The following is a 12,758-nucleotide window of genomic DNA, read 5'->3' as shown; positions in this document are numbered from 1 at the left end:
AACCAGCACGATGATTCCAGAAGATTTGGAGCACATGAAACCACTTTAATTTATGGTTAGGGAGGAATTCATCTATGGAAAGGCTCTGGACGAGGTCTTTTATTCAAATCACGGCCGCTATGCTGGTGCTGTTCACTGGGTTTTATCTGCTGCTGCCGACGATGCCGCTCTTTATCAAGGAGATGGGCGGGGACGAATCCCAAGTCGGGCTCGTAACCGGCGTGTTCACGCTGAGCGCCGTTCTGTTTCGTCCCATTGTCGGCGGGCTGCTCGACCGTTACGGCCGAAGGCCCTTTATGATTTGGGGATTGCTCTTCTTCGTATTGTCCATGTATCTGTATGACTGGGTTGGCGGGATCGCCGTTCTTCTCGGACTGCGGATTCTTCATGGGGCCAGCTGGGCGCTCTCTACCACGGCAGTTAGCACATCGGTCACCGACATCATTCCCGTCCAGCGGCGCGGTGAAGGCATGGGCTGGTTTGGCCTGGCGATGACGATCGCCATGGCAGTCGGACCGATGCTCGGGACCTGGGTGCACCAGAGCGGCTCATTTCACGATTTGTTTCTGCTGGCGACCGGCTTGTCGGCCGCGGCCTTCATTCTGGTCTTTCTGACCCGGATTCCGTTTCAGGTCAAGGCGGAGCGGCGGAAAATCGTCTTTTTCGAAAAATCGGTGCTTCCCGTCACCTCGTCGCTGTTTTTCCTGTCGGCGGCTTACGGCGGGATCACGACGTTTCTGCCGCTCTTTGCCGAATCGGTCCGGGTGAACGCCGGCACCTTCTTTCTCGTCTACGCCCTGGCGCTGACGCTGGCGCGGCCGGTGGCCGGCAAGCTGGCCGACCGGCTCGGCGAAGCTTACGTGATCGTGCCGGCGCTGGCCGTTACGGCGGCGGGGCTGCTCGTCCTTGCCTTCGCCGGCGGGCTTGCGGGCGTCATCACCGCCGCCGTGCTGTACGGCATCGGCTTCGGCTCGGCTCAGCCGGCCATGCAGGCGGTGAACCTGCGGCTTGCGGATCCGGAGCGGCGGGGCGCGGCCAGCGCTTCGTACATGACCGCCTTTGATCTCGGCATCGGCCTGGGCTCCATCCTGCTGGGCTGGGTGTCGCAGTATACGGGGTACAATACGCTGTTCGGCGTCTGCGCCGCATCCGTTGCCGTATCCGCGCTGATCTTTCTGGCATTCGTCCGCAAACCGCTGGCGAAGCGGCAGGTGGAGCAGGCGGCCGTAGAGTAATAATTTACGGCTTAGCAGGGCGCCCTGTTTTTTAACCAAAAAGAAAGGAATATTGGATGTAATCGCTTCCCTGAGAGGTTTATAATGGAAAAAAGCCGCGTCTCCGTCTTATGGGCCTAGCTAAGGAGGCACGGCAAAACTTTTTTCGAAAAGAGGGATTCGAATGTCCAAAGGTCAGTTACAGTGGATTATTCCCGACGGGTACATTCCACCGACGAGCAGCGGCCAGCTGGAAAGCCACGAATCGATTTGCGTGCTGAACTTAAGCGGAGAAGAAGTGACGGTGACGGTCAACGCTTTTTTCGAAGACCGGGAACCGATCCTGGGCATGACGGCGACTGTGGGGGGGCAGCGGACGCATCATATCCGCACGGCCCATCTGAACGTGGAAGGGAAGTACATACCGAAAGGGGTTCCTTATGCCATGGAGGTCACCGGCAGCGCACCGATTTTTGTGCAGTACAGCCGGCTGGATTCTACGCAGGCAGAGAACGCGCTGATGAGCGTCATGGCCTTTCCGGTGAAGGAATAGAGATTCAGGTTTTTTGACCCCTCAGGCCCTTTAGGGTACTTCAATCCCTTTAGGGCCGGGCTTTTCGGACAGCATTAAAGCCTGCCGCACAGACGAATTGCGGATCATCCGCAGCTTTCCGCGGTATGGCTCAACGATCTGCATGATTTCCGGCTTTTCCTTTTTCGCGTGCCGGTAGTTCCATTGGTACATTTTGCGGAGCATGCTGAACGTCTGCTTGTAGTTCCCCTGCGCAAGCCCCAGCTTTTGCACGGTAAAACGCTTCAGTATGCGGTAATTGCGGACCCAGATCGGCGTATCGACGTAAACGATCAGGTCCGCGTCCGCGAAGCTCCGCTGCACCCACTGATAATGGACACCCTCGATAATCCAGCGGTCCTGCTCGAGAATGCCGTTCAGGATACGGTCTCTTTCCTCGAAGCTGTTCTTTACGTCTCCGTGGCCCGTGCGCCTCCACACCATATTATCCAATTCATAATAAGGGATGCCCAATTGGTCGGACAACGCTCTTGCCAAGGTCGATTTGCCGCTGCCGACCGAGCCGATAATGCGAATTTTGTCCGGTATCTTTGCACTGTCCGGTCTATAAACTGCCATGATCCTCGCCTCCCGTTAACGATAAATTCGATTCTCTGGAAGGGAGATCCTGCCTGATCAATCCAACATTTCGATCCACCGGGTAACTAGGCCAGTTTCTATTCTTCTTCAGGAATCTGAACAATAATATAGTTTGGTTTTGCGTTATTTTGATCCACTTCCGTTTCCTTGAACACAACATCGTTCCAATTGTCCTTATGAATCAAGCTATAGCCGGTCGATCCGATATGCGGCATCCAATGGAAGGCGGCGAATGTGGAGTCTTTAATTGATGGCCGTGTTCCAATTTCGTTGGTTATCGTTCCGTAAATAAAATACAGCTGCTTTTGAGTACTTGCTTTTTTGGTGATTAAGCCTTGCCATTTCAAATAAGCGATATCATCAGAAATTTCAAAATAACTGATGGCATTGTTGTTTTTTTCAAAAAATTGATCGTGCACATTTTTTGGAAAATAATACTGGATACTTGAAGTCTCGTAAGTGGGAGTATTTATTTTAGGCAGCAGTGACACTCTTGGAAGATTGATCGCCGCATTCCTTGCAACGCTTAACTCATCACTCAGGAGATCGCTGGTCAAATATGAGCTTGCCTTTGCGATGTATGCTGTCTGAGTGGATGGATTCCAGGTAACAGAGCCGCCCATGGTTTCCGTGACAAATCGCAGGGGGATCATCGTTTTTCCATCATAGATAAACGGAGCTGTGTTCAACTTCACAGCTTTTCCGTTTTTCAGGGCGGTTGTTTGGTTGATGGTAAGCAATAGACTGGTATCCTTGCCTTTTGCGGTCACTTGTTTTGCAGCGTGATTCCATTGGAAAGTTAGATTATCTAGCGCTTTAGCTTCAGTGAAGCTAATAAATATTTGGTTGTTTTTTATAAGGACATCTTCGGGTGCCAGATCTTGTTTATTGATGATGACATGAGTTCCGCTATTGGTTCTGGCTGCTGCTGTACCGATGCTGTGGTCCGGCAGCATGAGAGCTGCTGCACAGAGAAATGGAATCGAGGCCATGGTGATTTTCTTCATCATTCGTCCCTCCTGTTTAGATATTCCTATATATAAACGTCCTATAAACGAGAAAGTATGACTTCATTACATCTTAACCACCCCCCATAAGACCGAGGTCATGGCCTCAACCAGCCCCGTTTTCCAATGCACTTACCAGAAAAATTAACGGACAGCCCATCGAATCAGGGTGAATAATAAATCCGCCCGCAAAACATCGCTTGACCTTCACATGATGTGAGGGTTTACACTTGCTTTAACAGATGGCTGCAAGGCCGATGAAAGGAGTGACGATGATGCATATCAGCGAGCTGTCCCGCGCGACGGGCGTCAGCCTGCGCTCACTGCGGTATTACGAGGAGAAGGAGCTGCTTCATCCCGTCCGGCTGGATAACGGGTACCGGGAGTACAGCTTGTCCGATGTCGAGCGCGTTCGGATCATCCAGCTGTACTTCAGCCTTGGGCTAAGCGCCAAAGAAATCAGCGATGCCTATCCGTGCGCCGGATCGGAGGAGGTTCGGCGGGAATGCTTGCCCGGAGCGATCCGGGTGGGGGAAGCCAAGCTGGCGGAGATTGGGGAGCGGATCGACACGCTTCGAAAAGCGGAAGACCATTTGCGGGCATGCCTGACCGCTTGGAGACGTGAGCTAGAGAAAGGAGACGATTGGGAGTGAATAGCAAGCGGGTTGCACTGATCACCGGCGGGAATCGCGGGATCGGAAAGGAAATCGCCAGACAGTTGGCGCAAAAAGGGCTGCATGTCATCATTGGCTGCAGGAGCAAAGAGAAGGGGCGGCAAGCCGTATTCGAGCTGCGTTTGGAGGGGCTTGAGCTGGAGGTCCAGGTGGTGGATCTGCAGGACCCGGGAAGCATCGATGCGATAGTGGATCGAATCCGGCAGGAACATGGCAGGCTGGACGTTCTCATTAACAACGCGGGCATCATTCTGGATCGAGGCGTATCTGTCCTGGACGTGGAAGAGGATGTGATGAAAGAAACGCTGGAGACCAACTTCTTCGGCGCGCTGCGCATGATCCAGGCGGTGGTGCCGTTGATGAAGGAGCGAGGGTACGGGCGGATCGTCAACATGTCGTCCGGTCTCGGTTCTTTTGAGGTGATGCAGGGTCTCCTCGGGCTTAAGGGCTCATCCTCTGCTTACCGGATTTCCAAAACGATGCTGAATGCGCTGACGGTGTTGGTGGACCAGGAAGCCGCGGCATATGGCATTCAAACGAATGCGGTCTGCCCCGGCAGAGTGCGGACCGATATGGGCGGGTCGGATGCTCCGCACTCGGTGGCGGAGGGGGCCGATACGGCCGTGTGGCTGGCCACTGCGGGAGAGGACGGCCCCAGCGGTGGATATTTCCGGGAACGCCGGGCTATTGCCTGGTAGCCCTTTGTTGAAACGGAATGGTCATGATGGTTTTCCAATGGCTTATCAAATGCATCATATGAATGTCATATCATTTTTAATATGATTTTTATATAACAATTTTGATATGGTTGTGATGATTAATATGCATTTTACTTATGTTAGTGCGTGTTTTATGATCAGAAGGCGACCACCTGGTCATGCTATGGTTACGAAAGGCTAGTCGAGCAACGGAAATCATCCTGATTCGAAAAATATGCATTTTCATGGAGGGATATGAAGTGGTCAACGTCAACTTCGATTTGAACGGAAAGGTGGCTATCGTTACAGGTGCCAGCCGCGGGATCGGAAGAACGATTGCTGAGGGGCTTGCCCAGGCGGGGGCGGATGTCGCATTGACTGCCCGGACCGAGGCCGAGGTACTTGCAGCGGCTCATGAGATTAGCCTTGCTACCGGGCGGCGTGCGCTCGGCATCGCTTGCGATGTTACCGATAAGCGTTCCGTAGACTCGGCCGTTCAACAAGTGGTGGAAAGATTCGGGAAAATCGACATATTGGTCAACAATGCCGGGACAAACATTCGCCATTCCGCTTTTGAGCTCAGTGAGGAAGAATGGGACTTTGTGGTCGATACCAACTTAAAATCTGTTTTTTTGATGTCTCAGGCGGCAGGAAGCCATATGATCGAACGCCAAAGCGGCCGTATCGTAAATATCGCTTCCGTGGCATCGGAACTAACGCTGTCATTCTCAACGGCATATGGGCCCAGCAAAGCGGCCGTCGTGCAATTGACAAAACAGCTTGCCAGCGAGTGGGCCCGATATGGCGTTACCGTCAATGCGGTTAGTCCTTGGTTTATCCGGACTTCTCTTAACGCAGAAGCCCTCGACGATCCGGATAACCAAAAAATGATTGAACAGCGGACGCCAATGGGGAGGTATGGCCGTTTGGAGGAAGTGGTCGCTCCCGTTCTGTTTTTTTGTTCCGAAGGAGCGGGATACGTTACGGGGCAAAATTTATTTGTTGATGGAGGCGTTACGCATTACGGGGTGTAGGAGTACAAAGGGACTGGCCGGATAGCACAAATATCCTTCAATCCCAAATTCGCATCTAGTTTGGCATGTGATTTTAATAAATATAAATGGCGCCATAGGGACAGATCCCTGTGGCGCCATTTTGGATTGCGGTTCTTTCAAGCATCCAGCATCCCTATGCAAGTGTTATGTGCGCTCTGATCGAGGGCCACAGACCCGGCAAACGTTTGGCTTATCTTTCCGTGTCCTTTCGCCCCAACGGTTATTCCCTGGCCTGCTGCTTTGTAAGAAAGTACAAAAACCAAACGGCATGGTTCTGCTCATCGGCGGCAGCCCGGAGAAAGGCTTGCTTCACGGCCGGATCGGATGCCCGGTCGGCGGCTTCATGGTAGAAGTCCACTGTGTTCTGTTCGTCCTTGAAGGCAAAGTGGAGGCCATCGCGGTAGACGGAGGGGCAGGGCTCATTGATGACAGGGGCCGGCTGTCTTCCGGTCAGGGACGTGTACAGCCCGGCAAACGTTTGGTAGTGTCTGATTTCGTCTTTGCGGATCTCCATGATCTGCGTGCGTTCCTCTTCGTTCGGCGCCGCACCCGCCAGCCGTTCGTAACAGGCGACGGCGGAGTACTCGCCGTTGATGGCTTTCTCGAGATCGCCGATGGATGAGGCCGGAGCCCGATAGTCCCACGTATAGTAATACATCCTTGGGGTATCTCCCTTCGCAAATATAGGCTTTTCTTCACCCTATTCAGCATCATGGGCAAATGTCATTCACCCAAGGAAAAAAAGTTAAAAGGGGAGCACGGAAGCCGATGCCCATAAAATGGATATTTTTTATTTTTGAAATATCCGTTGACACCCCATTCTGGAAGCGCTATTATAGACCCATCTTAATCAAGTAGCTGCATCAAAACGGGAACGTTCCCAAAATCTTCATCGGTTTTGATCTGGCCATTCCACTTTCCTGCCCGGTTCCTTTCCCGTTCACATGAACTCTGATGGAGCAAAGCTGGGAGAGGCATTTCCTTCATTTTGGGAACGTTCCCAAAATGAAGCTGGCGGCGGATGATTGGAGGATCGAGACGGAAACCTGTCAAGACGGGAACCTCATAGAGGCTGTATGGATAGCTCTACGACGGGGGACAGACAACCAACTGCTAGTGCCGTGAATCTTTCCGGTAAAGAAATGGCAGCTCCTGCCAAACAAGTCCTTTTCTTGGACCCAGGCTGTCTGGTAAAATGGGAACGTTCCCAAAAATGGTATTCGTGCTGTATCTTGCCATCGATTCCGCATCAGCGGGATAGGCAAGTGAAAGGGCCGAAACATGGGAAACGATACATGGAGAGAGTGATAACAGTGGGTCCAACCATTCACGATGTCGCCAGATTGGCAGGAACAAGCAAAAGCACTGTGTCCCGTTATCTGAACGGGCAGCAGGTTAAAAAAGCAACGCAGGAAGCGCTGGATAAAGCCATCAAGGAGCTGAATTTCCACCGCAACGCCAATGCCCGCAGGCTGGTGCTTGACCGGACGAACAGCATCGCCGTCGTCGTCGACAACATTTCGAATATTTTCTATTCCGGCATCATCCGGGGCATTGAGGGAGTAGCCAATCTGAAGGGATACAATTGCACCTTCCTGAGCTGGACTTCCAACTATGCCGAAGAAATATCCTTCCTCAACCTTCTGTATGAAGGGCAGGTCGACGGAGTGATCCTGGTGAGCTTCCAAAAGCGCAAAGACGAAGACCTGGAGAGAATCAGGGACTCGCAGTATCCGATCGCGCTGATCGGGGATCACGGCGGCAAGGACGGCATCTTCGCGGTCGACGTGGACAATGCGGCGGGGGTCTACGATATCGTCGGATACTTGCACAGCCTGGGACACCGGGAGATCGCATACATTTCCGGACCGCAGCATGCCGCAGCGAACCAGCACCGTTTTAACGGATATTTGCAGGCGATGGAAACGCTTGGGTTAACCTACCGTCCGGAATGGGTGGTGGAGTCGGACTGGAGCAGCCAGGGCGGATATCAGGCGATGAAGCAGCTGCTGGAGCGCAAAGGCTTCTCGGCGGTCATCGGCTCCAACGACGAAGCGGCAACCGGGGCGCTGCGGGCCATCCAGGAGCACGGGCTGAACGTGCCCAAGCAGATGTCGGTCGTCGGGTATGACGACATTTCGATCTCGGAATGGGTGTACCCGTCGCTGACGACGGTGCGCCAGCCCTTTGAAGCCATCGGCCGAAAAGCAGCGGAAGGATTGTTTCAGCAAATTGAAGGCGTCCAGGACAAGAGTGAAGAAGCGATCCATCTGCTGAAGCCGAAGCTCATCGTCCGGGACTCATGCGGAACCAAGTAAAGTGTAAAAAGGGGTGAATACGATGGGCTCCAAGGTCAACAGGTCATTTTACGGTTACATCTTTGTGGCGCCTTTCTTCATCGGCTTTGCCGTATTCGGGCTGATGCCGATTCTGTACACGCTCTACCTCAGCTTCATGAAATGGGACGGATTTTCGGATCCGGTCTATGTGGGGCTGGCGAATTATTCACGCCTGCTGCACGACAGCTTCTTTTATCAGACGATAGGCAACACGCTTATTATCTGGATTCTATCCAACGTTCCCCAGCTCATCTTATCGGTGCTGCTCGCGCTGGTGCTGAACGAGCGCTTTATCCGGGGCAAGCATTTCTTCCGGGCGGTCTATTTCTTTCCTCACATCATTACGCCGGTCACGCTGGGGGTCATCTTCTCCCTCATGTTCGACTGGCAGACCGGGACGATCAACAAGCTGCTCATGAGTCTGGGGATCATTCACGATCCGGTCAACTGGTTTAACAGCCCATGGTGGTCCAGAATTATCGCATCGGGGGTCATCTGCTGGCAGTACTTCGGGTTTAACATGATCGTCTTTATCGCGGGACTTCAGGGCATTCCGAGAGAAGTATATGAAGCCGCAGAAGTGGATGGGGCGACCAAAAAGCAGACGGCGATGCACATTACGCTGCCGCTGCTGCGTCCGGTATTTCTGTTCGTGTTTATCACGTCGGTCATCGGCGGCCTGCAGCTGTTCGATGCGCCGCTCATGCTCGGAGACGGGCCGGGCAACTCTTCCAGAACGATGGTCATGTACTTATATGAAACGGCTTTCAAAAACTTTGATTACAGCTACGGGGCGGCGGTCGCCTACGGAATATTCTTTGTGGTCATGTTCTTTACGGCCATTACGGCCAAAGCGTCGAAGCTGAAGGATTAAGGAGGTCCACCTTCATGGCTAAAATACTTACCCGAGGCATTCTGTACCTCTTTCTCATCGCCGTGGCGGCGACATGCCTGCTGCCCTTCTACAGCATGATCATAACGTCGACCCATGCCAACTCGGATATCGCGCGGAAGCTGCTGCTCATTCCGGGAGACCAGTTTCTCGACAACTATGCGAGGCTGAAGGACACCGTCAACATTTGGCGGGGCTTCGGGAACACCGTCCTGATCACCGTCACGTCGACGATCATTAACGTGTACTTTGCGGCACTGGCCGGATACGGCTTCTCGAAATACAACTTCAAGTACAAAAACGTACTGTTCATGTTTGTGCTCGGCACGATGATGATTCCGGGCCAGCTCGGCATCATTGGCTTCTTCAAGCTGATGGATTCGCTGAACATGCTGAACACGTACTGGCCGCTCATTTTGCCGTCGATCCACAACGCCTTCGGGATTTTCCTGATGCGGCAGTTCGCGGATTCCTCGGTGCCGACGGAAATCATTGAATCGGGCCGGATGGACGGGTACGGCGAATGGCAGATCTTCAACCGGATCGTGCTGCCGATCATGAGTCCGGGGCTTGCGACGCTGGGAATCTTCGCTTTTATCGGCAAATGGAACGATTTTCTCACGCCGATGATCGTCCTCTTCGACAACAACCTGCAGACGCTGCCGGTCATGATCGCGAGCCTGAAATCCCAGTTTACATCAGACTTTGGCGCACAGTATGTGGGCATCGTGATTGCGGTCGTACCGATCCTCGTCTTCTTCTCGTTCATGTCCAAACGGATTATCGACGGGGTGGCGGCGGGAGCGGTCAAAGGCTGACCGATTGAAGCAGACATCAAGACGGCTTGACTTTCAGACTCCAGGGAAAGAGGTGATGACCGGGAAACGGCGCAGTGGACCGCTACGAAAACAAAGTCAATTGAAAGCGTTCTACAAATTGCGGACATCTGTTACGCATGCACTTCAATCACAATAAGAAAACGTCTTCAAAAAGGGGAGATCGGTTTTGAAAACGAAGAAATGGCTGATGATGGTGCTGTCCGTCCTGCTGGTCGGCAGCATGCTGGCCGGATGCGGAAGCAAGGCTTCGAACAGCAGCAGTACGGCAAGCGGAGACGACTCGGGCAAAGCCGCCGAATCCGGCGAGCTCAAGGGCCACTTGGTCATCTGGACGTTCTTTGACCAGGTGAAGGACATGGCCGACCAGTTTCAGGCGAAAAATCCCGGCGTCACGGTAGACGTCAAAATGTTCCCGGGCGACCAATACCAAACGAAGCTGCTGACCGCGCTGCAGTCCGGCCGCGACGTTCCCGATATTTTCGACCTGGAGCGCGGGTATATCGGCAAATTCATCGATTCGAAGTTTTTGACGGACCTGTCGGCGATGGGCGCCGAGGATCTGGTGAAGGATTACGTCCCTTACGTTCAGGAACTGGGACGATCCCAGGACGGCAAGCTGCGGGCGATTTCCGACCACTCTTCTCCGGGCGGCTTCTGGTATCTGCGCGATACGGCCAAGAAGTACCTCGGCACAGATGATCCCGACAAAGTCAGCGATATGGTCGGCTCGTGGGACAAAATCATTGAGCTCGGCAAAAAGGTGGCAGCGGACAGCGGCGGCAAAGTGCATCTGATCCAAAACGCCGGCGACCTGTTCGACATTGAAGCCTACAACACCCAGCCGTGGGTGAAGGACGGCAAGCTGAACATCGATCCGAAATGGCAGACGGTCTATCAAACCCAGCTGGATATCCGCAAAAACAACGTGGATGCCAAGCTTCCGTTCATGTCGGCGGGCTGGGGCAACGCACTGAACGACGGCAGCGTCGTGCTGACTTCCATGCCGGCATGGGCCGGGTTTATGGTCGACAACAAGGACGACAAAGCCAAAGGCAAGTACGGCGTAGCCAAAACGCCGGAAGGCTTCTACTCGGGTGGAACGTACCGCGGCATCTACGAAAAGTCCAAAAACAAAGACCTGGCGTATGAGTTCATCAAATATATCGCCGGCGAGGAATGGCAGCAGCACAACCTGGAGAAAACGGGCAACATGCCGGGCAACAGCAAAGTGTACGAGGCCAACCTGGATACGTACAAATCCCCGCTGTTCGGCGACGAAAACGTCTTGAAGCCTTATTACGAAACCGTCGTGAAAATTCCGGCAACGAAACCGGATAAATACGGCGAAGACATCATGAGCAAGTGGAGAAAGGTCGCAGGCGACGGTGTCACCAACAACCGCAGCTATGACGACGTCGTGTCAGACTTCAAAAAAGAAGTGAAGAACGCTTTCCCTGAGCTGAATGTGGACTGATCGCCCGGTCAAGAGCAGAAACGACAGATAAATAGACGCGGCTGCCGTTCGGATGAGAAGAGGAGCAGCCGCTCCATTTTTGGAAGGAGAAAGGCCCGATGAGCAGCATACATGATTATATCAGCGAACTACGGATCATCGACGGACACGAGCATTTGGCGACTCCGCAGATCAGACAAAGAGAGCAGCAGGATTTTTTCTCCCTGATGCATTACCTTGATTCCGACTTCATTACGGCGGGGATGCAGCGCGGGGCTTTAAGCGGCCGGGTGCGCAGTGACGAAGAGAAAGCGGCCACCTTCCTGCAGTACTGGCAGCGCGCGAACAACACCACGTACGCGAACATGTTCCGGACGGCCATGAAGGACCTGTACGGCTTTGAAGATTGGACGGTCCAAGGCATTCTGGAGGTTAATGATAAAGTGAAGGCGGCGACGAATAACCCGGACTGGTACCGGGAGGTGCTGTACGAACGCTCCAAAATTGACCTGGCGTTCACGCTGATCCAAACCACGCAATTGGATTACGAATTGTTCCGGCCGATCATGTTTTTGGATTTTACCTTTAAACTTCGAACACTCAAGGATATTCACGACGTGGAGAACGCCGCAGGGGTGCATGTACATTCGTTCCCGGGCTATCTCGAAGCAGTGGATGCCTTATTGCATAGATACAAACAGGAAGGAATGGTCGCAACGAAGCTGGGCCATGCATATTGGCGGAGCCTCGCCAGCACCAACCCGACGTTCCACGAAGCGGAGATCGTCTTCAACCGGCTGCTGGGCTATACGCTGCAGGACGGGCTGTCGAAGGAAGAGACGCTGGCGCTGCAGGACTACCTCATTCATTTCATCATCCAGCGTTCCATCGCTTATGATCTGCCGATCCAGATTCACACCGGCCATCATGAATCTAGCGTGTCCGGCAACGGCAACATCCTGACCAACTCGAACGCAGAGCTGCTGCTGCCGCTGCTGGCGCAGTACCGGGACGCCAAATTCGTCCTGCTGCACTGCGGTTTTCCTTACCATCAATCGTATTTAAGCATCGCGAAAAATTATCCGAACGTGTACACCGACTTTACCTGGGTGCATATCATTTCACCGACGATCGGCAAGCAGATTCTGCATCAAATGATCGAGATGGTGCCGCAGTCGAAGATCCAGGGATTCGGTGGCGACTACAACCATATCGAAGGAACCTACGCGCATCTGAAGCTGGTACGGAACCTAGTGGGCGACGTGTTAACCGAGAAAGTTCAGGAGGACAGCATGACGGAACAGGCAGCAATGGAATTCGCCAAGCGCATTTTCCGGGACAACCTGATCGAGATATACCAGCTGGATATGTAATGTAGAAAAATTTCCGGAAAAAGAAGGCTATTGGAAGAAAGGC

At 53.3% G+C, this 12,758-nt stretch carries 13 protein-coding genes; 10 read left to right on the top strand and 3 right to left on the bottom strand.

Features of this window, described 5'->3' with window-relative positions; all coding sequences use genetic code 11:
• Positions 1 to 74 precede the first annotated feature (74 nt).
• Positions 75 to 1,235: an MFS transporter gene (locus tag BCV73_RS23425; protein ID WP_089548718.1), complete on the top strand. Its 1,161-nt coding sequence runs from the start codon at positions 75 to 77 to the stop codon at positions 1,233 to 1,235.
• Positions 1,236 to 1,398: 163 nt separating this feature from the next.
• Positions 1,399 to 1,767 carry a sensory rhodopsin transducer gene (locus BCV73_RS23420; protein WP_076173796.1) on the top strand — a complete coding sequence of 123 codons (369 nt, stop codon included), beginning with the start codon at positions 1,399 to 1,401 and terminating at the stop codon, positions 1,765 to 1,767.
• Positions 1,768 to 1,797: 30 nt separating this feature from the next.
• On the opposite strand, the gene BCV73_RS23415 is transcribed toward BCV73_RS23420, so the two are convergent.
• Both BCV73_RS23415 and BCV73_RS23410 read right to left on the bottom strand, forming a co-directional pair.
• Positions 1,798 to 2,364, bottom strand: coding sequence for an AAA family ATPase (locus BCV73_RS23415; RefSeq protein WP_076173795.1), 567 nt, complete (start codon positions 2,362 to 2,364; stop codon positions 1,798 to 1,800).
• 98 nt (positions 2,365 to 2,462) lie between these two features.
• Positions 2,463 to 3,392: a copper amine oxidase N-terminal domain-containing protein gene (locus tag BCV73_RS23410; protein WP_076173794.1), complete on the bottom strand. Its 930-nt coding sequence runs from the start codon at positions 3,390 to 3,392 to the stop codon at positions 2,463 to 2,465.
• Positions 3,393 to 3,649: 257 nt separating this feature from the next.
• On the opposite strand from BCV73_RS23410, the gene BCV73_RS23405 reads away from it, so the two are divergent.
• The 3 genes from BCV73_RS23405 (at position 3,650) to BCV73_RS23395 (ending at position 5,798) form a co-directional block, all read left to right on the top strand.
• Positions 3,650 to 4,045 carry a MerR family transcriptional regulator gene (locus BCV73_RS23405; protein WP_256992960.1) on the top strand — a complete coding sequence of 132 codons (396 nt, stop codon included), beginning with the start codon at positions 3,650 to 3,652 and terminating at the stop codon, positions 4,043 to 4,045.
• Positions 4,042 to 4,764 carry an SDR family NAD(P)-dependent oxidoreductase gene (locus tag BCV73_RS23400; RefSeq protein ID WP_076173792.1) on the top strand — a complete coding sequence of 241 codons (723 nt, stop codon included), beginning with the start codon at positions 4,042 to 4,044 and terminating at the stop codon, positions 4,762 to 4,764. Before BCV73_RS23405 ends, BCV73_RS23400 begins: the two co-directional genes overlap by 4 nt.
• A 245-nt stretch (positions 4,765 to 5,009) precedes the next feature.
• Complete coding sequence (locus BCV73_RS23395; RefSeq protein ID WP_076173987.1) at positions 5,010 to 5,798, top strand: SDR family NAD(P)-dependent oxidoreductase; 789 nt, start codon at positions 5,010 to 5,012, stop codon at positions 5,796 to 5,798.
• A gap of 241 nt (positions 5,799 to 6,039) precedes the next feature.
• Here the strand turns inward: BCV73_RS23395 and BCV73_RS23390 are convergent, their stop codons facing one another.
• Positions 6,040 to 6,477 (bottom strand): ferritin family protein, encoded by a 438-nt coding sequence (locus BCV73_RS23390; RefSeq protein ID WP_076173791.1) that lies wholly within the window; start codon positions 6,475 to 6,477, stop codon positions 6,040 to 6,042.
• Between the two features lie 637 nt (positions 6,478 to 7,114).
• Here BCV73_RS23390 and BCV73_RS23380 point away from each other — a divergent pair.
• The 5 genes from BCV73_RS23380 (at position 7,115) to BCV73_RS23360 (ending at position 12,715) form a co-directional block, all read left to right on the top strand.
• On the top strand, positions 7,115 to 8,137 hold the full coding sequence (locus BCV73_RS23380; RefSeq protein ID WP_167372912.1) for a LacI family DNA-binding transcriptional regulator: 1,023 nt from the start codon (positions 7,115 to 7,117) through the stop codon (positions 8,135 to 8,137).
• A gap of 22 nt (positions 8,138 to 8,159) precedes the next feature.
• Positions 8,160 to 9,032 (top strand): carbohydrate ABC transporter permease, encoded by an 873-nt coding sequence (locus BCV73_RS23375; RefSeq protein WP_076173788.1) that lies wholly within the window; start codon positions 8,160 to 8,162, stop codon positions 9,030 to 9,032.
• Positions 9,033 to 9,046: 14 nt separating this feature from the next.
• Positions 9,047 to 9,868: a carbohydrate ABC transporter permease gene (locus tag BCV73_RS23370; protein WP_076173787.1), complete on the top strand. Its 822-nt coding sequence runs from the start codon at positions 9,047 to 9,049 to the stop codon at positions 9,866 to 9,868.
• 187 nt (positions 9,869 to 10,055) lie between these two features.
• Entirely contained in the window at positions 10,056 to 11,363 is a 1,308-nt protein-coding gene (locus BCV73_RS23365) for an ABC transporter substrate-binding protein (RefSeq protein ID WP_089548714.1), read from the top strand.
• A 98-nt stretch (positions 11,364 to 11,461) separates the two neighbouring features.
• A complete protein-coding gene (locus BCV73_RS23360) occupies positions 11,462 to 12,715 on the top strand; it encodes an amidohydrolase family protein (protein WP_089548713.1) in 1,254 nt (417 codons plus the stop codon).
• Positions 12,716 to 12,758 lie beyond the last annotated feature (43 nt).

Source organism: Paenibacillus sp. SSG-1 (genome assembly GCF_002224835.1).
GTDB classification, from domain to species: Bacteria; Bacillota; Bacilli; order Paenibacillales; family Paenibacillaceae; genus Paenibacillus_AQ; species Paenibacillus_AQ favisporus.
This window is presented reverse-complemented; position numbering and strand designations above follow the sequence as displayed.